This window comes from Teretinema zuelzerae, assembly GCF_021021555.1.
GTDB lineage: Bacteria > Spirochaetota > Spirochaetia > Treponematales > Treponemataceae > Teretinema > Teretinema zuelzerae.
The window spans coordinates 1,322,859-1,348,476 of sequence record NZ_JAINWA010000001.1; the positions used below are offsets into that span (position 1 = coordinate 1,322,859).

Annotated in this window: 21 protein-coding genes; 10 read left to right on the forward strand and 11 right to left on the reverse strand. The window is 58.5% G+C overall.

Annotated features, from left to right (window positions below; all coding sequences use genetic code 11):
- Position 1 precedes the first annotated feature (1 nt).
- The 7 genes from K7J14_RS05930 to K7J14_RS05960 all read right to left on the reverse strand — a co-directional run bounded on the left by K7J14_RS05930 (position 2) and on the right by K7J14_RS05960 (position 6,722).
- Entirely contained in the window at positions 2-985 is a 984-nt protein-coding gene (locus K7J14_RS05930) for an ABC transporter permease (RefSeq protein ID WP_230754286.1), read from the reverse strand.
- Positions 982-2,040 carry an ABC transporter permease gene (locus tag K7J14_RS05935; protein WP_230754288.1) on the reverse strand — a complete coding sequence of 353 codons (1,059 nt, stop codon included), beginning with the start codon at positions 2,038-2,040 and terminating at the stop codon, positions 982-984. Before K7J14_RS05935 ends, K7J14_RS05930 begins: the two co-directional genes overlap by 4 nt.
- Positions 2,037-3,566, reverse strand: coding sequence for an ABC transporter ATP-binding protein (locus tag K7J14_RS05940; protein ID WP_230754290.1), 1,530 nt, complete (start codon positions 3,564-3,566; stop codon positions 2,037-2,039). The genes K7J14_RS05935 and K7J14_RS05940 overlap by 4 nt, the downstream gene beginning before the upstream one ends.
- 64 nt (positions 3,567-3,630) lie before the next feature.
- Entirely contained in the window at positions 3,631-4,725 is a 1,095-nt protein-coding gene (locus K7J14_RS05945) for a BMP family ABC transporter substrate-binding protein (RefSeq protein ID WP_230754292.1), read from the reverse strand.
- A gap of 103 nt (positions 4,726-4,828) precedes the next feature.
- Positions 4,829-5,404, reverse strand: a complete 576-nt coding sequence (locus K7J14_RS05950) for a xanthine phosphoribosyltransferase (protein ID WP_230754293.1) — start codon at positions 5,402-5,404, stop codon at positions 4,829-4,831.
- 164 nt (positions 5,405-5,568) lie between these two features.
- Entirely contained in the window at positions 5,569-5,886 is a 318-nt protein-coding gene (gene trxA / locus K7J14_RS05955; protein WP_230754295.1) for a thioredoxin, read from the reverse strand.
- Positions 5,887-5,966: 80 nt separating this feature from the next.
- Positions 5,967-6,722 (reverse strand): TrmH family RNA methyltransferase, encoded by a 756-nt coding sequence (locus tag K7J14_RS05960; RefSeq protein ID WP_230754297.1) that lies wholly within the window; start codon positions 6,720-6,722, stop codon positions 5,967-5,969.
- A 158-nt stretch (positions 6,723-6,880) separates the two neighbouring features.
- On the opposite strand from K7J14_RS05960, the gene K7J14_RS05965 reads away from it, so the two are divergent.
- From K7J14_RS05965 to K7J14_RS05985, 5 genes are read left to right on the forward strand one after another with little or no spacing between them, the layout of a single operon-like run.
- Complete coding sequence (locus K7J14_RS05965) at positions 6,881-8,107, forward strand: TetR/AcrR family transcriptional regulator (RefSeq protein ID WP_230754299.1); 1,227 nt, start codon at positions 6,881-6,883, stop codon at positions 8,105-8,107.
- Positions 8,104-9,462, forward strand: a complete 1,359-nt coding sequence (locus tag K7J14_RS05970; RefSeq protein WP_230754301.1) for a TolC family protein — start codon at positions 8,104-8,106, stop codon at positions 9,460-9,462. Before K7J14_RS05965 ends, K7J14_RS05970 begins: the two co-directional genes overlap by 4 nt.
- Before the next feature lie 45 nt (positions 9,463-9,507).
- Positions 9,508-10,485, forward strand: coding sequence for an efflux RND transporter periplasmic adaptor subunit (locus K7J14_RS05975; protein ID WP_230754303.1), 978 nt, complete (start codon positions 9,508-9,510; stop codon positions 10,483-10,485).
- Positions 10,482-13,685, forward strand: coding sequence for an efflux RND transporter permease subunit (locus tag K7J14_RS05980; protein WP_230754305.1), 3,204 nt, complete (start codon positions 10,482-10,484; stop codon positions 13,683-13,685). The genes K7J14_RS05975 and K7J14_RS05980 overlap by 4 nt, the downstream gene beginning before the upstream one ends.
- Entirely contained in the window at positions 13,685-13,960 is a 276-nt protein-coding gene (locus K7J14_RS05985) for a PG0541 family transporter-associated protein (RefSeq protein WP_230754307.1), read from the forward strand. The genes K7J14_RS05980 and K7J14_RS05985 overlap by 1 nt, the downstream gene beginning before the upstream one ends.
- Here the strand turns inward: K7J14_RS05985 and K7J14_RS05990 are convergent.
- From K7J14_RS05990 to K7J14_RS06000, 3 genes are read right to left on the reverse strand one after another with little or no spacing between them, the layout of a single operon-like run.
- Positions 13,950-15,224: a BaiN/RdsA family NAD(P)/FAD-dependent oxidoreductase gene (locus tag K7J14_RS05990; RefSeq protein WP_230754308.1), complete on the reverse strand. Its 1,275-nt coding sequence runs from the start codon at positions 15,222-15,224 to the stop codon at positions 13,950-13,952. The genes K7J14_RS05985 and K7J14_RS05990 overlap by 11 nt on opposite strands.
- Positions 15,221-15,739: an NUDIX hydrolase gene (locus K7J14_RS05995; protein WP_230754310.1), complete on the reverse strand. Its 519-nt coding sequence runs from the start codon at positions 15,737-15,739 to the stop codon at positions 15,221-15,223. The genes K7J14_RS05990 and K7J14_RS05995 overlap by 4 nt, the downstream gene beginning before the upstream one ends.
- A gap of 7 nt (positions 15,740-15,746) precedes the next feature.
- Positions 15,747-17,876 carry an ATP-binding cassette domain-containing protein gene (locus K7J14_RS06000; RefSeq protein ID WP_230754313.1) on the reverse strand — a complete coding sequence of 710 codons (2,130 nt, stop codon included), beginning with the start codon at positions 17,874-17,876 and terminating at the stop codon, positions 15,747-15,749.
- A 239-nt stretch (positions 17,877-18,115) separates the two neighbouring features.
- On the opposite strand from K7J14_RS06000, the gene K7J14_RS06005 reads away from it, so the two are divergent.
- From K7J14_RS06005 to nadB, 5 genes are all read left to right on the forward strand, one after another.
- Positions 18,116-19,711 carry a bifunctional metallophosphatase/5'-nucleotidase gene (locus tag K7J14_RS06005; RefSeq protein WP_230754315.1) on the forward strand — a complete coding sequence of 532 codons (1,596 nt, stop codon included), beginning with the start codon at positions 18,116-18,118 and terminating at the stop codon, positions 19,709-19,711.
- A gap of 107 nt (positions 19,712-19,818) precedes the next feature.
- Complete coding sequence (locus K7J14_RS06010) at positions 19,819-20,427, forward strand: ECF transporter S component (protein ID WP_230754317.1); 609 nt, start codon at positions 19,819-19,821, stop codon at positions 20,425-20,427.
- On the forward strand, positions 20,424-21,275 hold the full coding sequence (gene nadC / locus K7J14_RS06015) for a carboxylating nicotinate-nucleotide diphosphorylase (protein WP_230754319.1): 852 nt from the start codon (positions 20,424-20,426) through the stop codon (positions 21,273-21,275). The genes K7J14_RS06010 and nadC overlap by 4 nt, the downstream gene beginning before the upstream one ends.
- Complete coding sequence (locus K7J14_RS06020) at positions 21,272-22,273, forward strand: quinolinate synthase NadA (protein WP_230754321.1); 1,002 nt, start codon at positions 21,272-21,274, stop codon at positions 22,271-22,273. Before nadC ends, K7J14_RS06020 begins: the two co-directional genes overlap by 4 nt.
- Positions 22,266-23,831: an L-aspartate oxidase gene (gene nadB / locus K7J14_RS06025; RefSeq protein ID WP_230754324.1), complete on the forward strand. Its 1,566-nt coding sequence runs from the start codon at positions 22,266-22,268 to the stop codon at positions 23,829-23,831. The genes K7J14_RS06020 and nadB overlap by 8 nt, the downstream gene beginning before the upstream one ends.
- Before the next feature lie 24 nt (positions 23,832-23,855).
- On the opposite strand, the gene K7J14_RS06030 is transcribed toward nadB, so the two are convergent.
- Positions 23,856-25,541 carry a hypothetical protein gene (locus tag K7J14_RS06030; protein ID WP_230754326.1) on the reverse strand — a complete coding sequence of 562 codons (1,686 nt, stop codon included), beginning with the start codon at positions 25,539-25,541 and terminating at the stop codon, positions 23,856-23,858.
- Between the last annotated feature and the right edge of the window lie 77 nt (positions 25,542-25,618).

Consider the following 25,618-nt stretch of genomic DNA (forward strand, 5'->3'; position numbering starts at 1 on the left):
CCTAGCGCTCTTCCCTGAAATACGCGGAACCGAGCGCCGCGGGGCCGAATCCCCGGCGGTGCCGCGTTTTCGATACCAACCCGCGCGATGTGAGAACCAGCACGGCTATCGTCGCGACGTAGGGAATCATATCAAGCAATTGGGGCGAGAAAACGATTCTGTTTCCGAACACTACGAGGTCGATGTTCTGGAATTTAAAGCCGATCCCTTTTAAGGCGCCGAAGGCGTAAGCGGCTGCGATAGCCTTGAGCGGATCCCAACGGCTGAAAATAATAAGCGCTACGGCTATCCAGCCGGCGCCGGCGGTGATGTTTTCCTGCCAGCGCGGAACGAAGACCAGCGAAAGATACGCGCCGCCCAGGCCGCAGAGGAATCCCCCCGCCAGCACATGAATATATTTGTAGCGGCTCACCGCGATGCCGGACGCGTCCGCGGCCGCCGGATTTTCTCCCACCGCGCGGACATTGAGGCCGATCCGCGTTCGGTTGAAATACACAGAGAGAACTACGGCGGCGGCGATCGCCAGATGCACATAGATGCTCTGCTCGAAAAACATCTTGCCCAGCACGGGAATATCGCGGAGGACGGGGATCGAAACGGGGGCGAAGGCGTCTGTTACGCGCGAGGGGAGAGACTTGCCGGACAGATTCTTGCCGAGAAAGCCTGAAACGCCGGCGCCGAAAATCGCCAGAACCAATCCGGTGACTACCTGATTGCCCCGGAGCGTCACGGTAATTATCGCGTAAATCAGGGCTCCGGCGGCGCCCGCGGTTCCGGCCGCGAGAACAGCGAGAAAAGGATCCCCTGTGGAAAGCGCGGCAGCGAAGCCGACCGATGCGCCCATCAGCATCATCCCCTCTATGCCGAGGTTCATGTTGCCGGCTTTCTCGCAGAGAATCCCCCCGAGGGTCGCAAACAGTATGTGGGTGCCCATTTGAACGGAGGTCTGGAGAAAGAGGGACAGAGCTTCTATAAACAGGTTCATTTTTTTCCCTCCCGATCAAACGCGAAACGGTATCGCACGGAAAACTCGCTTCCCAGCACGAAAAAGATGATTATTCCCTGCAGAATGTCCGCGACCGAGGCGGGTATTTTCATCGAGCTTTGCAGGAAGGACGCGCCCTGTAACAGCAGGGCGAACAGGAAGGAAACCGCGACGATGAGCGGGGGACTGAGCCGCGCGAGCCATGTCGTGATGACCGCGGTGAACCCGAGTCCGCCTGAAAGCTGGTCGGACAGAGTGTGCTCGATCGCCGAAGCCTGCATCATTCCGGCCACGCCGGCCAGGCCGCCGGAGAGCATCACCGCGGCGATGGTGATTCTGAACACGTTCATGCCGGCATACCGCGCGGTCGCTTCGCTTTCTCCCAGAACATCGATTTCGTAGCCGAGAGTGCTTTTCGACAGCAGTATGTAGAGAAGAACAACCAGAACGAGGGCGATGATCCAACCGGCGTGAATGCCCAGCACTTTGGGCAGAATCGCGTTCTGCGGGAAGTTCGCGATTTTCGGAAAGCCCTGGGCCGACGGGTCCTTCCACGGTCCGTACTGCAGATAGGAGATCCATTTAACGGCGACATAGTTGAGCATAAGGGTCGTAAGCGTTTCGCTCGCGGCGAAGCGGGCTCGCAGGACGGCGGGAAGCAGAGCCCACATGCCACCGAAGAAAAACGCGAAGATGAACATGAGAGGCAGAAGAATAACCGCCGGAAGGGAGGGAAACGAGACGGCGGCAAGGGTCGCGCCGAAGGCTCCGAGATAGAACTGCCCCTCGGCTCCGATGTTCCAGAATTTCATCCGAAACGCTACGGCGATGCCGAGAGACAGCACGACGAGCGGGATGGTTTTATTGATCGTTTCGCGGAAACGGTAGGCGGTGCCGAGCGATCCCGAGATCATGCGGCCGTACACCTCCAGCGGATTGTAGCCGAGAAACAGCATCACGAGGGAGGAAGCCGCGAGGGCGGCGAAAACGGCACCGCCGCGCAGAAGATTTTCGCCGAACCTGGTCGGCTCGGTGCGGGATACGATTCGGATCATTGCTTATTCTCCGCTGATTCGGGAAGATGGCCCATCATCATCAGGCCGATGTCTTCCTTTCCGGTTTTTTCAGGATCGACGATGCCCATAACCTTTCCGTCATGGACGACCATGATGCGGTCGGACAGTTCGCGCAGAACGTCGAGATCCTCTCCGATGAACAGAACAGCGACGCCCTTGCGCTTCTGGGCGTTGAGCATATCGTAGATGGTGGTGGAGGCGCCGATGTCGAGGCCCCGAACCGGGTAGGCGGTGACCAGTAGACGGGGAGCCATTTCTATCTCGCGGCCGAGAAGCACTTTCTGAATATTGCCGCCTGATAGTTTTTTGACCGTATGATGTATCGAAGGCGTGCTTATTCCGTAATCGCGCACGATGCGCTCCGCATGCTCCCGGCCCCATTTGCGATCGACGAAGGCGCTTCCCGAACGGGCGTAGGATTTGAGCAGCACGTTGTCGGTTATGTCCATTCCCGCCACCAGCCCCATGCCGAGCCGGTCTTCGGGAATGAAGCTCATGCTCACTCCCTTGCGGATGATCGCGCGGGGAGACATCCCGCCGATTTCCTCGCCGAGAAACCGGATGGAGCCGGAGTCCGCTTTCAGGAGTCCTGCGACGCACTCGCACAGTTCCTTCTGGCCCGAGCCCGCGATTCCTGCGACTCCGAGGATTTCTCCGCCGCGGAGGGCGAAGGAAACGGAATCCAGAAGAGGAATCCCCTCGGAATCCTTGAGCGAAAGGTTGTCGACCTGCAAAAGCGGATCACTGGAGACGTCCGCCTGTTCGCGCCGGATCTCCAGAGAGACGGACGCGCCGACCATCAGTTCCGTCAGCTCTCTCGGATTCGTCCCGGCGGTGTTCACCGTACCGACGCTTTCGCCGCGGCGGAGAACCGCGACCCTGTCGGATATGTCCATGACCTCGTTCAGTTTATGGGTGATGATGATGATCGAACATCCGTCGTCCTTCATCTTCCGTAAAATGGAAAACAACTGGGCGGTTTCCTGGGGCGTGAGCACGGCGGTCGGCTCGTCGAGGATGAGGACGCGCGCTCCGCGGTACAGCACTTTGAGGATTTCGACGGTCTGTTTTTCTCCGACCGACATCTCGCAGACTTTCTTCTCCGGATTGGTGACCAGCCCGTACTTTTTTTCTATCCGATAAATCCGCTCGTCCACGGATTTCGCATCGAAAAAAAGCCGGCTCTTTTCGCCCAGGGCGATGTTCTCGCGGGCGGTCATCACTTCGACCAGCTTAAAATGCTGGTGGACCATGCCTATTCCGGCGCGTATGGCGTCCATCGGGCCCGAAAAGCGGACGCTCTTGCCGTCCAGCAGGATAGAGCCGGAATCGGGGGCGTAAATGCCGGAAAGCATGTTGACCAGGGTGCTCTTGCCGGAACCGTTCTCTCCCAGAAGGGCGAGAATTTCGCCCTGCCTGACGTCGAGCGACACGGAGCGGTTAGCGGCGACGGAGCCGAAAGTCTTCGAGATGTTCCTCAGTTCTACGTAGGGGTGTTCTGTCATGAATTAAATTCGGGTATAAAAGGTCGCCCTGCCCGGGCGCGAAACCTCGGGCAGGGCGGACTGATTAGTTGGGAATGGAGCCGACGACTCCCTTCACAAACCAGCTCATGTTCCAGATTTCGTCGTCCGTCATGACGGAACCTGCGGAAACCTTCTCCGCGCCGGACTGATCGGCGAGGGGACCGCTGAAAATCTTGAGGGAACCGTCGACGATTCCGGCCTTCGCGGCGGCGATCTTCTCGGCGGTGCCGGGAGCGCAATTAACGGAAAGCTCGTCGAGAGCGACCATATCCTTGTCGAAGCCTTCCCAGTATGCGCGGCTGGTCCAGGTTCCGGCGAGAATCTGGTTCACGTCGTCGACATAGAAGGTCGCCCATTTGAAGAGGGGGGCGGTCAGATAAGCCGCGGGAGCGGCGCTGTAGGTGGGAGAGTTGTAGCCGATCGCGAAGGCGCCTTTTTCCTGGGCGGCGATCTGGGGAGCGGTGGTGTCCTGATGCTGGGACATGACGTCGCAACCCTTGTTGAGGAGCTCGAGAGCGGCCTGCTTCTCGACGGCGGGATCGAACCAGGTGTTGGTCCAGATCACTTCCACGGAAGCGGCGGGATTGACCGACTGGACGCCGAGGGTGAAGGCGTTAATTCCGCGGATTACTTCGGGAATGGGCATCGCGGCGACGTAGCCGATCTTGTTCGCCTTGGTTTTGAGACCGGCGGCGATTCCGGAAAGGTAGCGGGCCTGGAACACCTTGCCGAAGTAGGTGCTTACGTTGTCGGCGCGCTTGTAGCCTGAGCAATGGCCGAAGTAGACCTCGGGATGATCGGCCGCGACCTTGATGGTCCAGTCCATGTAGCCGAAGCTGTTGGTGTAGATCACGTTGCAGCCCTGATCGATCAGATCGCGGATCGCCTTTTCGCAATCGGCGTTCTCGGGCACGTGCTCGATATATGCGGTGTTAATTCCCATTTCGTTCAGGGCGAGCCGTCCCTGATCGTGAGCCTGGGTGTACCCTTCGTCGTTGATGGTCCCGATATAGACGAAACCGACCTTCACGGTTTCCTTGGTGAGCGTCTTCGCCGCCGCGGTTTCCTGTTTCTTCGCGCAGGAAGTTGCGAGCAGGGCAAGACCTGCGATCATGACGAGGGCCAGTACCTTTTTCATGTGTTTCTCCTCTAAAAAACGTTCGCTTTTTATCCGTTCGCGGCAATCGGCCTCGGCAGTCAGATTCGTCATTCGGCCTTGACCGGCAGCAGCGCGCGGCTATTTACTTTCTGAAAACGATGCCCTCGGGACCTTCGAGCGCTTCCACGATTGCAAGGGACTCGACCCGTACGCCCCGGGCGCGCAGACGGTCGCCGCCGCCCTGAAAGCCCTTTTCTATGGCGATTCCCGCTCCCGCGACGGTGGCTCCGCCCGAGACTATCATGGAGACCAGGCCCTCGAGGGCGCAGCCGTTGGCGAGAAAGTCGTCGATGACGAGAACGGAGTCTCCCGGACGCACATAGGCTTTGGGAAGAATGACGGTGTATTCGGTTTGATGCGTGTAAGAAGTTATAGTAGCCGAGAGGAGGTCGCCCGAGACGTTCGCGCTCCGGTGTTTTTTCGCGAAAACGACGGGAACATTGAAGTACTGGGCGGTAATGCAGGCGAGTCCGATGCCGGACGCTTCGATGGTAACAATGCGGGAAATCTTGGTGCCGGAAAAACGACGGGCGAATTCCTTGCCCATTTCATTATAGAGGGCGATATCCATCTGTTGATTCAGGAAACTGCCGACTTTCAGGATATTGCCGGGAAGAACGCTTCCCTCTGCGCGAATTCGCTCTTTCAATAATTCCATGAATCATTTTATACAGGAGGAGGCGTTTATTCAAGAGGAAGGAAGATAGGGAACCGCACGTTTATCTACTAAACAGTACATAAACGCATGGATTGCCGATCCGGGGGAAGGAACAGCAATCCATGGATTCCGAAACGGCTTGCGGGGCAAGCTCGCGGGATTGATTATGCGTGCGACTTTATCATCGACACGATTTTTTCTTTGCTCATAAAGCCTACGGCGCGGTCTACTGCCTGTCCGTTCTTGTAGATGATCATCGTAGGAATGCTGGAAACGCCGAACTTGATCGCAAGATCCTGCTCGTCGTCCACATTGACTTTCGCCACAACGGCTGAACCGCCGACTTCCTTCTCGACTTCTTCGAGGACGGGGCCGAGCATCTTGCACGGTCCGCACCAGGGAGCCCAGAAATCTACTAATACAGGAATATCCTGATTGATTACCTTGTCGAAACTCGATCCGTTAGTATGCAACACTGCCATTGAGTGCCTCCTTGCTTCGTTTGTATGAGTTAAATATAACCAAACAAGGAGGCTTCCGCAGTAACTTTGTCACAAAAAAGCTATAAAAGCGAAAGTTCGTAGAGAAAGAGGGTCGCCGCCTGCGCGACGTTGAGGCTTTCGATCTCTCCGGTGCCCGGAATTTTCACGAGATCGTCGCAGGATGAGCGCACCTCGCCGGATAATCCGCTTTCCTCGTTGCCCATGACTACCAGAACCCCCTGAGAGCCGCCGACCATGCCCCGCAGGTCCGAAAGGGTGCGCTTCGCCCGGTGGTCGGCTCCGATGCGGAGCATCTTCCCCGCGGACGCCTGAACCAACGCGGCCGCGGAACTCGCGCGGTAGACCTGGACGAGCTCCATTCCTCCCTGGGCGATGCGGTAGGCGCTCGTCGTGATCTGAGCTTGATCGTCGTCCTCGCCGATGACGATGCGGGTTATCCCGAAAAAGGCCGCGCTCCGGACGATAGCGCCGAAATTGTTCGCGTTGCCTACGCGGTCGAGTACCAGGACGCGGGCCTTTTCACGCTGCCACATTTCAAGGGTGCCCATTTCGAGGCGAGGCACGACCGGCTCCTCGATCATCGCGGCGACGCCCTGGTGATGCACGCTCTGGGTAAGCTTTTCGAGCTCTTCGTCGGACTCGACCATTTTATAGGGCTTCTTTCTCGCAGCCAAAGTCTTGCAAACGTCGCCGAAATAGCGAGCCTTATCCTTGTTGAAAAACAGACGCTGTATTTTTTCGGGATGTTTCTCTGCCAGGGCGCGGACGGCTTCAAAACCGCAGACCGCAAGCTCCCGATATTGTTTATTCTTCATGATTCCTCCCTGAAGTAAAAAGAGTGTATCACAACGATCATTCTTAGTTGACTGGATACGGTTTTTTTCTTATTTTCTTGTTACCGAACGTTCGGTAACTTTTTTTATCATACAGGTGACAGAGAATGGGGAACTGCGTGTTTCATAAAGGAATAAAGATGAACGAAAATGCGGACAAAACCAATTCCCGGAAAGACCAGATTCTCCGCTCTGCGTTCGAACTGATGCAGAACGGAGAAAAATGGTCCCTGTCAGAAATTTCAGCGAAGCTCGGCATCTCAAAGACGGCGATCTACCGGCATTTCAGCAACAAGGCGGAAATCGAAGCGGAAATGGACGAACTGTTCGTTTCGGGTTTAACGGAAGCCGTCGAACAGGGAGGAAGCACGCCGAACAGTCTGAGGACGCGAGCCATCGATTTTTTCAAGGGCAACAACGGTTTCCTGCATCTGTTTTTCGGAAAATTTTTCTCATCGCCGGAATACGAGCTCGCGCTGTTCGAAACGCTGCTCAAACGATCGCCCCGTCTTGCCGAGTGGAACGCGCGGGCGGCAAAGATGGACGCGGACAGGAGAGCAATTGAAGAAATCAGCCTGATCAAAAACATCATTTCCGTCATGATTATTTCGGTAAACGAGCCCAAAATGGAAGTGTTGCAGAAAGATCTTCTCGCCCTGCTGGAAAACGGACTCAAGGCCGATGATTTCCCGGGAATCGCCGCGAATCCGCAGAACATACCGGACAACAAGCGGCTCGACGAACTGGACGGGCTGTGCGTTCTGCAGCCGTCCGATCTCGGCGAAGCGAACCGTTTTTTCGAGGCGATCGCAGCAAGCATACGGGAGAACGGCATACATGGAACGACGATACAGAAAATAGCGGAACGGATGGGAACTGCGAAAAGCAGCCTCTATTTCTACTATAATAACAAGCAGGAAATGCTGAAAGAACTTGTGCTATCGGAGACAGAGGCGATGAAGGCGCTCTGCGATCGATACAGCGCGCACGGACGCAATTTTCTCGAACAGCTGTACATATTGATGATGGTCCAATCGCAATACCTGCTGCTCCGCCCGGACATCCTGCCGGTATTCAACTGGATTCGGTATGAGATCATCCGGACGCCGATCGACCATCCCAACCCCGAGACAGAAAAGGCGCTGGAAGGTTTTCTCTGGCAGGATTTCTTCGGGAAGGACAAAAGGGGAGAAGCCAGGGCCATGGCAACCCTGAAATGGGCATCGATCCTTTCGACCTCGATCGTGATACAGCACAACAGGAAGGGATCCCGATCGGATTCCGTGAGCATACGGCAAATGAATCGGCTCATGTTTCACAGCATGCTGGCCGGAGACAAGATAGAGAGTGAGAAGGAGTCTATATGAATGCACGCACACTGGCAGCGGCGCTGGCGGCCATGATCGCCGTCGGCTTTTCCGCAATCGCAGAACAAACAGAAATAAAACGGCTATCGATAGATGAAGCGGTGAACCTGGCGATGGAGAACAATATCCAGCTGGCCTCGACGGCGATCGACGTGCGGATGAAAAAGCGCGCGACGGATCTCGCGTGGAACGTCTTCATTCCGACCGTCCAGGGAACGGGAACCCTTGCCCGCTCGAACAGCGCGGCAAATCCCTATGCCAGCCTACTCGCCATGATCATCCCCGGATATACGGAGAGTGAACCCGAAGAGAAGGACCACTGGACCGCGATGGGAAACCTTTCGATCAGTTTGAACCTCAATTTAGCTCTCTTCGAAGGGCTCAAGGCCACGCGCCAGTCGTACGACGCGGGGATGCTCACCTGGGAACAGGCGCGAGCGCAAACCGAACAGAATGTGCGGAAGGCCTTCTACGGACTCCTGCTCCAGCAGGGCAGCCTCGGCCTCGCGCGCGACAAGCTCGCGATCAGCGAAGAGCGGATGAGGCAGACGCTCACAAATTTCCGCAACGGACTCGTCCCCGAACTGAGCTATCTGCAAACCCAGCTCGCGGTTGAGACGCAAAAGCCGTCCATCATGGAGGCAGAGCTCGCGCTGGAACAGCAGACGAACCTCTTCGCCTTCATTCTTGGACTGCCCTTGGGAACCAAACTCGAACTGGACGGAAAGATAGACCCGCAAGTGCAGTCCTTCGACGCGGACGCTCTCGTGCGGGACCATCTGGCCGAACGATACGATCTTGCCATCCTGAGACAAAACATCGATCTGATGGAAACGCAGATCCGGGCGACCAAGCTCCAGATCTATACGCCGAGCCTCGCCCTCAGCCAGAGTTACGGTCCGCGTCTCAGCGCTATCGACGCCGAATGGCTCGATACGGAGAACTGGAGCGATTCCTCCGGCGCCTTCAGCGCAACCCTGGCGTTCAACATCACCAACCTCCTCCCCTTCTCGTCCACCCAGCAAAAGCTAAGGGAAACGAAGGACGCGAAGAACAAGCTCGAACTCACCATGCAGCAGGCAGTGTATAACGCCGAGCTCGAAGTGCGGAATCTGGTGAAAAAGCTAGAAAAATCGAGGACATCAATCGCGGCGATGGAAATGAACGTAGCCATCGCGGAAAAGGCATGGCGGCTCACCGAGCAGGGCTACAAGGCGGGAACCATCGAGTACCTCGACCTCAAGGACGCGGAAAACACCCTTATCCAGGCGAGAATGGGCGTATTGAGCGAAAAGTTCACCTACCTCTCGAATCTTCTGGATCTGGAGACCGCGCTGAACACCGAACTGAACTAACGCTGAACTGAATACATTGACCATAGGTCAGGGAGAAAAACATACATGCGAAAACAAACTGTACTGACGGCCGCGGGCGCGGCTGTCCTGCTCGCGGGAGGACTCTTCGTCTCCTGCGGTCCGAAAAAGGAAGAAGCCGAGACAGACTCAAAAACGGAAACAACGGCCGATGAAGCCGTGTTCGCCGTTACCACCATACCCGCGACAAAGGGAGAGCTCCATGAGTATCTGCAGTTTTCAGGCGATGTAACCGCGAAAACCAGCCTGGACATATTGCCGGACGCGGCGGGAAAAATAGTAGAAGTCAAAGTGAAGGTCGGCGACCGCGTCGAGAAAAACTCGATCGTAGCCCTCGTGGACGCGTCCCGCCCCGGAATGACCTACGAGCCCGGCCCGGTCAAGTCTCCTATCTCGGGAACGATAACGGCGGTGAACGTGGTCCCCGGAAACATGGTCTCCCAACAGATGTCGGTAGCAAAGGTCAGCAAGACCGAGACACTCCAGGTCACCATGAACGTGCCCGAGCGCTTCGTCTCGAAGATCCGCGCCGAACAAAAAGCGTGGCTGCGCTTCGACGCGTATCCGGGAGAGGTATTCCCCGCGCGCATCGAGGAGATCAGCCCGGTGCTCGATCAAACTTCGCGGACCATGGCGGTGAAGCTCGCGCTGACCGATCCCGACCCCCGGATCAAGGCGGGAATGTTCGCGCGGGTTAAACTCATCACGGACACCCGCACGAACATCGTGAAAATTCCCGACTCCGCGGTGATCACCCGGTTCGGCGAAACCTTCGTGTTCGTGGCGGTTCCCGGCGAAAGCGCGGAAACGGAAAAAGAGGTTTTCACCGTGCGCAAGCAGCCGGTAAAGGCCGGAATCCGGGTCGACGATAAAATCGAAATTTTAAGCGGCCTGACGGCTCAAGACGAAGTGGTTGTCCGCGGACAAACCCTCCTCGAAGACGGTTCCAAGGTAAACGTCGTCGCCCGTCTTGAAGCCCTTCCCGCGATGGAGAGCGCAGAATGAGCCTTTCGAAAACAGTAGTATCGCGGCCGACTACGGTCATGATCATCTTTACGGTCCTCGCGGCCCTCGGCATCTATGCCACAATGGATCTGCCGCTGGACCTTCTGCCCGATATGGAGCTCCCCTACGTCGCGATAAGCACGACCTACACAGGCGCCGGCCCGGAGGAAGTAGAAAAGCGCGTTACGCGGCCTCTTGAAAGCGTCATATCGAGCGTTTCAGGCATCGAATACCTCGGATCGCAGTCGTCCAGCGGATCGAGTTTGATTTACATCCAGTTCGTATTCGGAACCAACATGGACGAAGCCATGAACGATATCCGGGCGAGCCTCGATTACGTGAAAAACCTTCTTCCGGACGACGCGTCGACCCCGATGATCTTCAAGATGGATCCGAACATGATCCCGATCATGAACTACGCGATCAGCGGCAACCGCTCGCCCGAGGAGCTGCGCGAATACGCGGAGGACCTGACGCCGAAGCTCGAACAGATCGAAGGCGTCGCGACTGCCAACGTGTTCGGCGGAAGGGAGCGGGCCATCCTCGTGGAAATTCCCCGCGACAGGCTCCAGGCCTACAACCTGACCGTCACCCAGATATCGCAGCTCATCGGAGCGCAGAACATCCAGGTGGCCGGCGGAACAATCACAGAAGAAGACTACAACTACACCATCAGCACCGTCGGAGAATACCGCTCCATCGAAGACGTAAAAAATACCGTCATTTCCTACAAGATGGCGGGAACGACCTACGGTGCGATGGGCGTGACGAATCCCGGAACGATGACCACGGTGCGGTTGCGGGACATCGCGAACGTATACGAAGGCTACAAGCCGCAGACGTCTTCTTTCTATATGAACGGAGTGCCGGCAACCCAGCTGAGCATCCAGAAGCAGAGCGGTAAAAACTCCGTCCAGACAGCCCGCGTCGTGCGCGAGAAAATGGAAGAGATCAGGAAAACCGCTCCTTCGGACATCACCATTACGCTGACCAACGACACGACCGAAATAATCCAGCGGTCGGTCGATCAGGTTGCATCGAGCGCGATACAGGGAGCGCTTTTCGCGATCATCGTTCTGTTCATATTCCTCCGGAGCGTGCGAAGCACCGTCATCATCGGCCTTACCATTCCGATATCTCTGATCATCACGCTCGGAATCATGTTTTTCACCGGCATGACGCTGAACATCATGACGCTCGCGGGACTCGCCCTCGGAGTCGGAATGCTGGTAGACAACTCGATCGTTATTCTGGAAAACATCTACACTTATCGGGACAAAGGGGCAAAAGCCTTCGCGGCGGCGGTCCTGGGGTCTCAGGAAATGATGATGGCGATCGCGGCCTCGACCCTCACCACGATCTGCGTATTCCTCCCCCTCATCATGTATCAGAAGGAACTCGGCATCATCGGCGAAGTGTTCAAGGGTCTCTCCTTTACCGTCGTCATTTCGCTCCTCTGCTCGCTTGTAGTGGCTGTCGTTCTGGTGCCGGTTCTCTCGAGCAAGTACTTCAAGATCGGAAGCAAGAAGGAGCGGAATCTTCCCGGCGTATTCGGCGCGGCCGACCGCCGGCTCGGCATCGCGTTCGACGCTCTCGACCAGGGCTATTACAACTCGATCCGCTGGGTTCTCAAACACAAGCTCATCACGCTCTGCACCATCGCAGGACTGTTGATACTCAGCATAGTCATGATTCCGAGGCTGGGCTTCGTATTCATGCCGACCTCGGTAGCCGATTCGGTGAAAATCGACGTAACGCTTCCCGTCGGCACCAAGCTCGAAACGACTGAAGCCGTTCTGCGCCAGCTGGAACAGACGGTGTATCGCGAAGTCAAAGGCTACAAGCATGTGACGCTGCTCGCGGGCTCCTCGGGAATGATGGGATTCGGAAACACCTCGTCCTACTCGGGTTCGCTCACCGTAACCCTTCCGCCCCTTTCGGAGCGCATCGATTCGGAAGACGAGATCAAGGCGAAGCTTCGCTCTCACTTCGGCGACTACCCGGGAGCCACCTTTACGGTCGGCGGCGGCGGCGGAATGCAGCTGGGAGGAGGATCGTCGGCAGTTGCGATCAGCGTAAAGTCCGAAGACCTCGACAAGGCCCGCGATACGGCGAACGCGATCAAGACGCTGCTTGAAACGGAAGCGGCCGACATGGTCACCGATCCCAACATCTCCATGAAGGACGGCCTGCCCCAGGTTAATATCGTAATCGACCGCGAACGCATGTACGGGCTCGGCTTGAACGTGTACACGGTCGGCCAGGAAATAAAGGCGAACATCGCCGGAACCACCGCCAGCCGCTTCAGGCAGGACGGCGAAGAGATCGACATCGTGCTCATGCTCGCGGAAGAGGATAAAACTCGCCTGAGCGACCTCGAGCAGATTTTCGTCACCAACGCCTCGGGCCAGCGGATTCCCGTATCGAGCTTCGCGCGGTATCAGGAAGGGGTGTCGCCGATCAGCATCACCCGCGAAAACCAGAGCCGCCTCATCACCGTGAACGCGGGAAGCGTGCCCGGAAAATCCATCACCGACATCCAGAAGCGCGTGGAATCGCTCGTTCAGGAAAAAATCCCCCAGGACCCGGCAGTCAGAATCGAATACGGCGGGGACTTTGAAGACCTCATGAAGGCGATAAAGCAGTTCGTCGTCATCATCATCATGGCCATCGTGCTTGTTTTCGCAGTTATGGCGAGCCAGTTCGAGTCGCTGCTGGATCCGTTCATCGTGCTGTTCACCATGCCGCTCGTCGTCGTCGGAATCGTCGCGATTTACGCGATCACCGGCCTGCCCCTGAACGTCATGACGGCGGTCGGCGTGCTGATCCTCGTAGGAATCATCGTAAATAACGGCATCGTGCTCGTGGACTACACCAATCTGCTGAGAAAGCGCGGCCTCGCCCTCGCGGACGCCTGCGCCCAGGCGGCTCGAAGCCGGCTCAGGCCGATTTTGATGACGACTCTCACCACCGTGCTCGGACTCGTTCCGATGGCGTTCTTCCCCGGCGAAGGTTCCGAGATGGTACAGCCGATCGGACAAACCGTCCTCGGAGGGCTCTCCTTCGGAACCCTGATGACGCTCTTCCTCATGCCGGTGCTCTATTACGGATTCAACCGGATACGCGAAAAAAGGGAGCTGAAAAAGGCCGCACGGCTGGAACGGAAGCTGGCTCTCGCCGCTGAAAAAGGAGGGCTTTAATGAAGAGAATCGAAATTATTTTCAGCCAATCGCTCGAGGAAGACGTCTTCGCCTCGCTGGCGCATATACCGGAAGCCGCGCGCTTCTCGATCATACCGGGGGTCCGCGGCAAGGGCTACTCTGTCCCTAAAATGGGAGACGCCGTATGGCCGGGAGAAAACACCATGATGATAATCTGGTGCGAATCAGACGCGGCGGCGGCCGAAATTGAAAAAGCGGTCGTTTCCGTACGGGAAAAATATCCCGACGAAGGCGTCGCCTGTTTTATGATGTAGCGGATGCAAGGATTCGAGCCGCGCTCTCCGCGGCAAGAACCCCCGAAGAAAAGGCGAACTGGAGGTTGAAGCCTCCCGTATCGCCGTCCACATCCAAAACCTCTCCCGCGAAATGGAGTCCCGGAACGATTCGGGACTCCATTGTTTTCGGATTCGCCTCCGAAACATCCACCCCGCCGGCAGTCGCCATCGCGACGGAAAAATCGCCGATTCTTTCTATTGTAAACGAGAATTCCGCAAGAACCGAAGCGATCGCCTTCCGTTCGGCTTTGGAGAGAACCGCCCCGGTACGGGACGGATCTGCGCCGGCGCGGGAAAAGACGACCTTGACGAGGGCTTCGCTGAGGGCAAGTCCGGAGGAAACGGCGTTGGCGAAGGTGCGTTTGGGGAAGCGCGCGCACAGATCGGCGAGAAGCGAGTCCATGCAGCGAGGTCCCGATTCTCCCTGCGGACGATCATGCGCGGAAAGGCTCCCCAGATCGAGGCGGATTTCGTCGCCGGGGGCGAAATCGCGGGAAAAATCCAGTATCAACGGGCCTGAAAGGCCGTCATGGGTAAAAAGCGCGTCGCCCCTGCGCTCTCCCGCCTTCCGCCCGTTTTTCCACAGGCTCGCGTGAACGCCTTCCAGGGCGTAGCCGGCGCAGGAGGCGCAGTCGTAGCGAGCGGGGAAAACCGGGGCGAGCGCCGGCCGGGGAGGGACGATGGAATGGCCCAGCGCGGCGGCGAGGGCGAAGCCGTCGCCGGTCGAACCGGTGACCGGCCAGGAGGAGCCTCCGGTCGTGATCGCCACGCAGGAGGCGCCGTACTCGGCCTTGTCTGTCGAGACGATGAAGCCCCCGGGCGCCCGGACTATCGAAACGACCCGCTCCGAGAGGGCGATTTCCGCGTTCTCCGCTGAACAGGCGGAAAGAAGAACCCGCAGAACGTCGGACGATTTGCCGGACCGGGGGAACATTTTGCCGCCGTTGAGCTTCTCGAGAGGCAGACCGCGGGATTCGAAGAATTCGCGGAGATCGGACGGCGGAAAATTCTGCAAGCACGGGCGTACGAAGCGGCCGCTGTCGCCGTAGGAGCGGAAAAAGGTTTCAAGAGGAGCGGAATTAGTCAGATTGCAACGGCCCGAGCCGGCTACCAGCAGTTTTTTCCCCGGCTTGCTGTTTTTCTCGAGGACCAGCACCCGGGAACGCGAAAGCGAGGCGGCCTTCCAGGCGCACATCAATCCGGCGGGCCCGGCTCCGATTACGACGAGATCGACGCTTTTCATCTGCGGGAACGCCACGCGAGCAGAGCCTGCCGATGGGACTCGAAGGCTATGGGCGCGTCTTCTATAGCGCCGACGGGCACCAAACGATAGCCTGAAACCTCGGACTCGTCCAATGAAAGCCCCTCGGCCGAAACTGCGGTGGAAGCGGAAAAATAGAGATCGCAGGTATGGTAGAGCACGTTCCGGTATATATATTCGTTCGGCCATGAACCGACGAAGGACGAAATCGAGACGGAGAGGCCGGTTTCTTCCAAACATTCCCGCACGGCGGCATCTTCCGCCCGTTCGCGCGAATCGACGAAGCCGCCGGGCAGGGCCAACAGGCCGATCCCCGGCTCGCGGTTTCTCACCAGCATGAGCACGGAGTCGCCGAAGGGCAGAATAACGCTGGCGGACGCGGCTACGTTGTGATAATAGGTAAAAAGACACACCGGACAATACCAGTATTTATTATCCCTATATTGATAGCCTATCGATCCGCATCGGGGACAAAATTTCAAAGAAGCAGGTTTCATCGTATCTCTACATCCTGACGAAAGTAGACAGCCATACCAGGATAATCGCAAGTACAGGAGCCATTACATTGAGTATAAGAGCGCGGACGTCTCTTTTCCAGAGAAGGTACCGCGAATTTTTTCCGGTCCCGAATCCGCGCGCCTCGATTGCTTGGGCGAGCCGGTCAGCCCGGACGAGGGTTCGGAGAACAAGGGGGACGAAGAGCGATGCGACCGAGGCGATTTTACCGGAAATTCCGCTTTTTTTTCGGTCTCCGCCCCGCATTTTCCGCGCCAGAACGATTCTGTCGGACTCGTCCTTCAGGATGACGACAAAGCGGAACACGACGGCTACGAGCAGGGATGCGCTTCTCGCCGGAACTCCCAGAAAGGAAAGCGGCTTCAGAAGGTCCTCCATGCCGTACATGATCTCCGTATGCGAGCATAGATGCATGAACACGCTCAATGGAATGTACAGGGTGATGAAGCGGAGCAAAAACATCGCCGAATGATAGACATTCGGCTGAAGCAAAAACTGCAGGGCGACGATCAGGGCGAGCCAGGGAAGAATCCGCGCGATGCCGAGAATCAGCTTTTTCAGCGGATATCGGGAGGCTCTCAGCGGGATAAACTCAAGAAAAAGCAGAGCGGCTAAAAAAAGCGGTCCCTGGATGAATACGGCCGCGAACACCTGGGACAGGGTAAGCAGGTAGCGGGTCAGGGGGCTTGTCCGGCAAAGCGCGCTCTTGGAGCCGGCCGGGTCCGCGGTGCGAGGCGGAGGATCGGGAAGTGCGATCGTCTGGTCCGCCCAGGCGCATTCCTCTCTCCTGTTCGTGGTGAACGCGACCGCCTTTCCCTCGGCGCGTAGCGACCCGATCAGGGAAAAAAGCTGGGCGCGGCTCCGCACGTCCAGGGCCGAGGACGGCTCGTCCAGAAGCACGATATCGCTGTCCATCGCGACGATGCCGGCAAGCGCCGCCTTTCTTCGCTCTCCCCCGGAGAGCGAAAAGGTGTGGCGCTCGGCGAAGCGGTCGAAGGGGAGGCCGCAGAGGTCCATCGCGCGGCGCACCCGGGAAACGAGTTCCTTCCCCGAGACGCCCGAGTTGCGCGGACCGAAGGCGACGTCGTCCGCGGCGAATTCTGCGAAGAGGCTCGCCTCGCTTTCCTGAACCGCCAGCGCCGCCCGGCATCCGGGAGCGAGTGTTCTCGAGCCCTCCGCGGGTTCGGCAAGGCCGGCAAGCACGGACAGGAGCAGGGATTTGCCTGACCCCGATTCGCCGGTAACGGCGGTGACCGTCCCGGGATAGAGGTCGAGCGAGATGCCGGACAGGGGACCGAGAGACAGATGCGCGCAGGAAAGAAGCGGTGACGGAGCGGCGGCGGTTTCCGGCGCGGCAGAAAGCGCAGGGGAGAGAGCAGGAGAGGCGGGAGCAGGAACCTCCGGGACGGCCGCCTGAGGGACGGCGGGAGAGGCAAGGCCCCAGGCTTCGAGCGAGGATCGGGGGATAGCCGCGAAAGCGCTTGACGGTCCGTCGAAAACTGTCCGCCCGTCATCCAAAATCAATATCCGTTCCGCCCGGGCGGCTTCTTCAAGATCGTGGGTGATGTGCATGATCGAACCGCCTTCGCCGTGGAAGCGGTCGAGAAAGGATAGCAGTGAGGCGCGGGCGGCGGGGCTCAGCATGGAAGTCGGTTCGTCGAGAAGGAGGAGGGCCGGATCGAGAACCATGGCGCCGGCAAGGGCCGCATGCTGCTTGAGGCCGCAGGACAGCTCCCCCACTGGAAGATCGGCGACTGTATCGAGAGCGAATAGCGAAAGCGCTCCCCGAACCCGGCGAACCATCTCGGACTGATCCGTTCCGAGGTTCTCCAGGCCGAACGCCGCGTCGAGCTCGGCGGTTTCTCCGACAAGCTGGTCGGCGGGCGACTGAAACACGAGAGCGCAGGGAACCTTTCCTGCGGGAGCGTCGAAAACCGCGGAGCCGACCGAAGGCTTCAGCAAACCCGCGATGCATCTGGCAAGGGTGCTTTTGCCCGAACCGTTAGATCCCAGAACCGCGAGATATTCGCCGGAATCGAGGGAGAACGAGGCGTTTTGTACCGCCGCGGAAGGGGCTTCAGGGTAGGAATAGGAAAGATCGGTTACGCGAAGGAGCATGGGCTAGGCCTGCACGGCGGCAAACTGCGCGCGGTTCAATTGAAATCCTTGCGCCGGCCGGCGCCGGTTTCGACTTTGATCATGGTTTTAAGCTCCTTCAGGAAAGGAGTATAACGAAAGGGACATGCAAAAAAAAGAGAGCATTAACCAATTTTAAAGGATGTCTCGCGCATTTCTCTGGTATACCTTATAGAGAGGTGCGCATGCGTACCGAAAAAGATTCTATTTATGGAGGAAACATGAAACGGAAACTCTTCAATGCCGCGTCCGGAACGGCGATTCTGATCGCCCTGGCGGCCTTCTTTTTTACAATCGGCTCCTGCGCGGGAACTCCCGCCCCCAAGAGGGAAGCGGGAAAGCAATACACGCTGACGGTCCTGCACACCAACGACCACCACGGAACGGTTCTTCCCAACGGAGGACAGGCCGGCCTGGCCGAGCGGGCGACCTTCGTCAAGGGAGCGAGGCAAGCGAACGACAACGTCCTTTTGCTGGACGCCGGAGACATCAACACCGGAAGCGCGCTCTCCAACATGTTCAAGGGCGAAATCGACATCAAGGCGTATAACATGATGGGCTACGACGCGGTAGCCTTCGGAAACCATGAGTTCGACAAGGATCTCGCGTTGATCGAAACGCAGATGAGCCAAGCCGAATTCCCCTTCATTTCCGCGAACGTGCTGAAGGCGAACGGAAAGCCGCTGGGGCTGCCCTACATCATCAAGGACTACGACGGCTTCAGGGTCGGCGTATTCGGACTGACAACGCGCAGAACACTCGTGATCGCCAGCCCCGACAAGAGCCTCGCGTTCGCCGACGAAATCGAAACGGCGAAGGCGATGGTCGGCGAACTGAGGGACAAGAAAAAGTGCGACGTCGTGATCCTTTTGGCCCACATGGGGCTGACCGCTGAAACCGACAAGCACGTCACATCGGAGAAGCTCGCGCAGGCGGTTCCCGGAATCGACCTTATCATCGACGGGCACTCCCACACCGCGATGGCGGAAGCGCTCTTCGTCGGAACGACGCCGATCGTATCCGCCAACGAATGGGGAAAGTTCGTGGGCGAGGCCAGGCTGACCATAGTCGACGGAAAAATCTCCGCGTTCGACTGGAAGCCGGTGAAGATCAACGCGAAGGACAAAATCGAATACGCCGCCGACGAAGCGGTCGCCGCGATGATCGCGCCCTACAAGGCGGAAGCAGACGCGACGATGAAAGAGGTAATCGCGGAAGCGAGCGCTCCGTTCGAATTCGGCGACAGGCTCTCCCGCAAAAAGGAAATCGCCCTTGGCAACATGGTGAACGACGGAGCGATGTGGTATTTCCGGACGGTTCTCGGCAAGGATCCCGATTTCGCGTTCACGAACGGAGGAAACATCCGGGCGGAACTTCCGGCCGGAAAGCTGACCCGCGAGCAGATCACCACGGTGCTGCCCTTCGACAACTGGCTCTATCTGACGACCATGAAGGGAAGCGACGTGCTCAAGCTCTTCGAGTTCATCGCCTCCATACCGCAGGGTGCGGGAGCCTGGGCTCAGGTCTCCGCCGAAGCCCGCTACACGATCGACTATACCGATCCCTCCGGAAAGGGAGTCCTCAAAAACCTGACGATACGCGGGCAAAGCGTCGATCCGGACAAGGAATACACCTTCATCACCAACGACTATCTGATGAACGGAGGAGACGGGTATGCGGTCCTTAAAAACAACTCAGGATCGTACAACACCTCGACCACGCTGCGCGACGTAATCATCGCCTACGCGAAGGAAATGAAAACCCTTGTTCCGGCAACCGACGGACGAATCGCCGTAATCGGCGGAATGACCTTCTAGGACGACAAGCCGCCGGATCGCGCAAGGCCGGCGGCTTCTTTAATCTTGACACAATACCCCTCGATTGTCATGATAGCCCCAACTTAGCTCTTTTGGAGGCTCCTGTCATGAACAACACACCAAACACCCGAATCAGAAAGCTCGTCGTCACCGGCGCTCTCGGCGCTCTGGCGGTTTTTCTCGGAATCACCCGTCTCGGACTCATCCCCTGGATTTCAGGAGCTTCCATAACCGTCATGCATATTCCCGCCATCATCGGCGCGATCCTGGAAGGCCCGCTGGTCGGCTGCGGAATCGGCGCGATTTTCGGCGTATTCAGCCTGTATCAGGCCAACATCAGCCCGGTGGCCTTCGACGCCTTCTTCAGAAACCCGCTCGTTTCCGTGCTTCCGCGCATTCTCTTTCCCCTCGCCGCCTGGGGCATCTGGTGGGCAGTGTCCCGCTGGAAGAAAATCCCGGCGGTGATCGCGGCCGGCCTCGGCGGTAGCATCATCCACACCGTTCTCGTGCTCGGCATGCTCGTCGCGACCAACGGTTCGAGCGTACTGACCGGGGGCGCGGAGGGCGTGACTCTCTGGGCCGTAGTGGGTATGATATTCGTCGCGAACGGTCTGCCTGAAGCCGCCGCCGCCGCGATACTTTCGACCCTCGTCGTAGCCGCCTGGCTCGGACTCAACACCCGCCGCAAGAAATCGAAATTGTCGGAGGAAGAATGATATCTGGACTGAAGAAATCTGATTATATTCCCCTTATCCGCCGGGCCCTGGCGGAAGATCTGGGGAAAAACGGCGACATAACCAGCCGCTCGATATTCACCGGAAAGGAAAAAGCCGTGTTCACCCTTTTGGCAAAGGACGACGGCGTGCTCTGCGGGGCGGAGGTGTTCACGGAAGTGTTCCGCCGGCTCGATAAAAAAGCGAAAGTGGAGTGGTACCTGAAAGACGGAGACTCCCTTGCCAAGGGGACGGTAGTCGCCCGGGTAAGCGGAAAACTGGTCGCGATCCTTTCCGGCGAGCGCACCGCGCTCAACCTGGTTTCGCACCTTTCCGCGGTCGCAACCAAGGCGCGCCGCTTCGCCCGGACGGCGGGAGACAAGCCCGTCGTGCTCGACACCAGAAAAACCGTGCCGGGACTCAGAATGCTTCAGAAATACGCGGTCCGCACCGGCGGTGCGATGAACCACCGCATCGGGCTGTTCGACATGATCCTCATCAAGGACAATCACGTAGACGCGGCCGGCGGAATCGCGACCGCGGTCTCCCGTGCCCGCAAGCGCTGGGGAAACACATTCAAGATCGAAGTGGAAACCCGCAGCCTGGACGAAGTCCGGCAGGCTCTCGAGGCGAAAGCTGACCGCATCATGCTCGACAATATGGACAATGCGCAAATGAAAAAGGCCGTCGAGCTCATAGCAGGAAAAGCGGAAACCGAAGCGTCCGGCAATATGACCCTCGAACGCCTGATGACGCTCGGAGAAACCGGGGTAGACTTCGTTTCCTTCGGAGAGCTGACCCATACGGTGCAGGTTTTCGACTTTTCGCTGAAACAGGAATCAACCGAATGAAAGAAAAGATTTTCATAGCCGCTCACCACTACCAGCACGCGGACATCGTGAAACAGGCGGATCTGGTCGCGGACTCCTACCGGCTCGCGGTGGAAGCCGCGAAGAGCGACGCGAAGTACATCGTGGTGTGCGGGGTGCGCTTCATGGCGGAAAGCGTGGCGACCCTCGCGCGCAGCGACCAGATGGTGATCCACCCCAACCCGCGCGCCGGCTGCCCCATGGCCGACATGGTCGCCGTGGATACGGCCGAAAAAGCGATCGAAAAAATCCGCGGGATAACCGGAAAAACGCCGGTTCCCGTCACCTATATGAACTCGGGAAACGCCATGAAGGCCCTCACCGGGCGCATGGGAGGAAGCATCTGCACCTCCGGCAACGCGAAAAAAATCATGGCGCATTATCTTGAAGGCGGAGCTCCCATCCTCTTCATGCCGGACCGAAACCTCGGAGAGAACACCGCTCTCGCACTGGGACTCGGGAAGGACGACCTGGCCGTAGTCAGCCGCGACGGAAGCGAAATTACCGGAGCGCGGCCGGACACCCGCGTCTTCCTCTGGGACGGATTCTGCCCGATTCACAAGGTCTTCACCGTCGCCGATATCGAAGAAATGCGCGCGGCCTTCCCGGGAATCAATATCACCGTCCATCCGGAAAGCCTTCCGGAAGTCGTAAAGGCCGCGGGCTTGAGCGGCTCGACCGAAGGAATGCACCATCAGCTCCGCGACGCGGAGGCAGGCTCCGTGTGGGGAGTCGGTACGGAAATACACTTCGTCGAGCGAATGGCTACCCTCTTCCCCGATAAAAAAATCATGCCGCTGCGGCCCTCCGGCTGCGTGAACATGATACTCATCACTCCGGAAAAACTCGCCGCGTCCCTGAAGGCGATCGAAGCCCACGAGCGCGACGGCTCGCCGCTTGAAACAGTCGTCGTTCCGGAAGCGGAGCGCGAAGACGCAAAAGCGGCGCTTACTACGATGGTAAGGCTCACCGATGCGTGAACGATGCGACGTCCTCGTCGCGGGGACGGGAATCGCCGGGCTTACGGCGGCCATAACCTGCAGGGAAGCGGGGCTCCGGGTCCTGGTGATAACCAAGGAAGACCGGATCCAGGAAACGAACACGAACTACGCCCAGGGCGGCATAATCGCGGCGAAGAAAGGGAGCGATCCAGCCCTTCTCGAGAAGGACATCCTGGAAGCGGGCTGCCGGCTCAACAATCGGGAGGCGGTTTCCCTTTTTTCCAGGGAAGCGCCCGCGCTGGTGTTCGACTTTCTGATCGACAAGGTCGGAACAGTATTCAGCAAAAACGACTCGGGCGCCTACGACTATACCGAGGAAGCCGCGCATTCGGAGCGGAGAATCCTCCACTTTGAAGACCATACCGGCGATTCCATCGAAGAGAGTTTGATAGCGCGCGCGAAAAAGATCGGCGTGGAAATTCGCCCGGGCTATACCGCGGTCGACCTCATCACCAACAACCACCACTCCGAGGATTCCCAGGAGCTCTATCAGCCGCGGGAAGTTTTCGGGATGTACGCCCTTGAAAACGCGACCGGCGAGGTGCATACCCTTTTCGCGGATTCCGTGATCCTCGCGACAGGCGGACTCGGCAACATTTTCCATTTCACCACGAATCCGCTCGCCGCGACCGGCGACGGAATCGCGATGGCATGGCAGGCGGGTGCGGACATCATCAACGCAGAATTCGTGCAGTTCCACCCCACCGCCCTCTTCCACAAGGACATCAAGCGCTTCCTTATTTCAGAATCCCTGCGCGGCGAGGGAGCCAAGCTCATGGACCGCCAGGGCCGCCCCTTCATGCATAAATACGATGCCCGCGAAGAGCTCGCCCCCCGCGACGTGGTCACCCGCGCCATCTACGAGGAAATGTCCCGCCAGGGAAGCGAGTACATGCTGCTCGACATTGCCGGACACTATCGGGGAGAAAAGCCCATTCAGGAACGCTTTTCCCGCATCTGGGAAACCTGCAAGAAAGGCGGAATCGACATTACAAAAGACCCCATCCCCGTGGTTCCCGCGGCTCATTATTTCTGCGGCGGAATCAAGGTGAACACGGAGGGGAAAAGCTCGATCGCCCGGCTCTTCGCCGTGGGAGAGGTTGCCTGCACCGGCATACACGGCGCGAACCGCCTCGCCTCGACCTCGCTTCTGGAAGGACTCTTCTGGGGGAGAAAGGCGGGCCTCTCGATCGCCGCCGGAGGGAATAAAATAGCCGACAGGCGCCTCGAGTCGATTCCCGACTGGAGGACCCCCGCACAGGCGGAGCGGTTCGAAAGCGCCCTGATTTATCAGGACTGGAAGATGATCAAGCTGACCATGTGGAACCACGCCGGAATCGTGCGCACCAAGCGCAGCCTTGAGCGGGCGCAAGCGGATCTCGACTACCACGCGCACCGGATCACGAAGTTCTACCGCGAGGCCATCCTGGACCGCGACATCATCGAACTGCGGAACGGCGTGTCGGCCGCCCGCATCGTCACCGCGGCGGCCCTTCACAATACGAAATCCGCGGGATGCCACTACCGAAAAGACTGACAGCCCGGAGATCTCCGATCTTAGCTAAAACAGGATAGATTCGAAGTACGCTTCGTTTTCCCGAAAAACCGACTCGTCGGCCTCGAGGCCGAGCACGGAAACAACCGAGCCGCCGCGCGAGAAAAACAGCCTGAACTGAATCCGCGCGAGGCCGGTTTCCGGATCGAGCACCCGGCAGAACAGGCAGGGAACGCCGTCCACTACCGAAACGGAAAGGCCTTCCGCCGAAAGGTATCCGCCGGTTTGCAGCAGATACGCCGACATGAGCCGGGGAAGATCGAGGGACGCGTGGGCGGAAAGATCCACCGTATCGACCTGGACGCGGGCGGCTTCGCGGCCGTTCAAAACGAGAACCTTCGCAGGAACCGTCCATTCTTCGGGGGCTGAGGCCGCGTCCGTCCACGCGGAATCGAGCGGGAGCTCCAAACCTTCGAGGAACACAGACCCCGGCGTTCCGGGAACTATCTTGCCGCCAGGGCCTTTCGCCTCGGCAGGTTCGCCCTTCCAATCGAAGAAGGCCGGATCGGCGCCGGAAGACGCGAGTCCGGCGCTAACCAGGCGCACGCGGGCTGAATCGAACTCCTTCACGGCGAACAAGGGAATCCAAAACTGAAACACAGGGGAACCCGCTTCGTTTTCCAGGCGAACCTCCGGTTCGCCGGGCATGCGGGTTCTCGCCTGCAGCCATTTCTGCGCCCAGCGCTCCGCGTTCGAAACGGACTGCAGGGCCGCCGCGTCGGAGAGGTCTCCGCGGATAACCTCCAGAGCCCCGGTCGAAGCCTCGGGACCGGCGGACGAACCGCCTGAGCCGACATGCCAGGTTTGCAGAACCAGCAGCTCCTTTTTATCGGAAGGACGGTAATACCTGATGGCCAGCTCGTTCCCACCGACGTAGAAAAGCCCGAGATAGGCCGGCTCCGCCCCGGTTTCGTCGCGGTACATCGCCCAGGATCCGGGCATGTCGGCAAAGCGGAGCGGCTCGTATTCGACCGGACCCGCGGGAGGAAGAACATAGCCGCCCGAGGGATCTATCTCCGCCGCCTCCGAATACAGCGGACTTTTGCCCGCGGCAAGGATAACCAAGGCCGCGAAGATGACTGAAAACAACGAAGATCCGGATCGGTACGCGCTTCCCGAACGCTTTCCGTCGACCGGAAGAGGCTGTACGAACAACGGCGAAGGAAGCTTTCGCCCCGCAATATCCGCGATAATGCCGGCGGTTTTGCCGACTTCCCTGTACCACATGTCTCGATCCATAGTCAGCACGCTCCTGTCCAAATCCGCGAGGCGTTCGCTCAAAGAAGAGTTTTCCGGCGCTCCCGGCGCGAGACAGACCGTCCCGCTCTGCGAATCGATCGTCGCGAAGACGTTCGCCATGCCCGGAGTCTTCCGATTTTCGGGTACATCGAGCGCTTCCTGAAGGTAAATGCCTCCGCTTTCCGAAAGAAAAAGCCAGGTCGCCCGGATTGCCAGAAACCGGCAGGAATCAGCGGCGAAGCGTTGCGCCAGCTCCGCGAACAATGCCGAAGACAGCTGAGAAAAATTGATTTCGCGCGATTGCATGTCCGCCAGCACGAGAACGTCAGCGGTTTCACCCTTCCCGAACAAGCGGGGCCGGGACGAACGCACAAGGTAATGGAGGCTTGTCCCCGGAAGGACGATGGACTGAGCGTCTGCAAAAAGCGAATTTCGGAAGCCGTCGTTCAACATAGCCTCGACTATAGCCCGCCTTGCCTGCGGCCGCAAGGCCGAAAGGCCGAGCCTTACGACCTTGCGGACGTAAGGCT

Coding starts and splice junctions, on each gene's coding strand:
- nadB (WP_230754324.1), top strand. CDS start 22,266: ATGCGTGAACGATGCGACGTCCTCGTCGCGGGGACGGGAATCGCCGGG.
- K7J14_RS06030 (WP_230754326.1), bottom strand. CDS start 25,541: ATGTTGAACGACGGCTTCCGAAATTCGCTTTTTGCAGACGCTCAGTCC.
- K7J14_RS05940 (WP_230754290.1), bottom strand. CDS start 3,566: ATGACAGAACACCCCTACGTAGAACTGAGGAACATCTCGAAGACTTTC.
- K7J14_RS05935 (WP_230754288.1), bottom strand. CDS start 2,040: ATGATCCGAATCGTATCCCGCACCGAGCCGACCAGGTTCGGCGAAAAT.
- K7J14_RS06000 (WP_230754313.1), bottom strand. CDS start 17,876: ATGCTCCTTCGCGTAACCGATCTTTCCTATTCCTACCCTGAAGCCCCT.
- K7J14_RS05970 (WP_230754301.1), top strand. CDS start 8,104: ATGAATGCACGCACACTGGCAGCGGCGCTGGCGGCCATGATCGCCGTC.
- K7J14_RS05990 (WP_230754308.1), bottom strand. CDS start 15,224: ATGAAAAGCGTCGATCTCGTCGTAATCGGAGCCGGGCCCGCCGGATTG.
- K7J14_RS05960 (WP_230754297.1), bottom strand. CDS start 6,722: ATGAAGAATAAACAATATCGGGAGCTTGCGGTCTGCGGTTTTGAAGCC.
- K7J14_RS05980 (WP_230754305.1), top strand. CDS start 10,482: ATGAGCCTTTCGAAAACAGTAGTATCGCGGCCGACTACGGTCATGATC.
- K7J14_RS06020 (WP_230754321.1), top strand. CDS start 21,272: ATGAAAGAAAAGATTTTCATAGCCGCTCACCACTACCAGCACGCGGAC.
- K7J14_RS05985 (WP_230754307.1), top strand. CDS start 13,685: ATGAAGAGAATCGAAATTATTTTCAGCCAATCGCTCGAGGAAGACGTC.
- K7J14_RS05945 (WP_230754292.1), bottom strand. CDS start 4,725: ATGAAAAAGGTACTGGCCCTCGTCATGATCGCAGGTCTTGCCCTGCTC.
- K7J14_RS05965 (WP_230754299.1), top strand. CDS start 6,881: ATGAACGAAAATGCGGACAAAACCAATTCCCGGAAAGACCAGATTCTC.
- trxA (WP_230754295.1), bottom strand. CDS start 5,886: ATGGCAGTGTTGCATACTAACGGATCGAGTTTCGACAAGGTAATCAAT.
- nadC (WP_230754319.1), top strand. CDS start 20,424: ATGATATCTGGACTGAAGAAATCTGATTATATTCCCCTTATCCGCCGG.
- K7J14_RS06010 (WP_230754317.1), top strand. CDS start 19,819: ATGAACAACACACCAAACACCCGAATCAGAAAGCTCGTCGTCACCGGC.
- K7J14_RS05995 (WP_230754310.1), bottom strand. CDS start 15,739: ATGAAACCTGCTTCTTTGAAATTTTGTCCCCGATGCGGATCGATAGGC.
- K7J14_RS05975 (WP_230754303.1), top strand. CDS start 9,508: ATGCGAAAACAAACTGTACTGACGGCCGCGGGCGCGGCTGTCCTGCTC.
- K7J14_RS05930 (WP_230754286.1), bottom strand. CDS start 985: ATGAACCTGTTTATAGAAGCTCTGTCCCTCTTTCTCCAGACCTCCGTT.
- K7J14_RS05950 (WP_230754293.1), bottom strand. CDS start 5,404: ATGGAATTATTGAAAGAGCGAATTCGCGCAGAGGGAAGCGTTCTTCCC.
- K7J14_RS06005 (WP_230754315.1), top strand. CDS start 18,116: ATGAAACGGAAACTCTTCAATGCCGCGTCCGGAACGGCGATTCTGATC.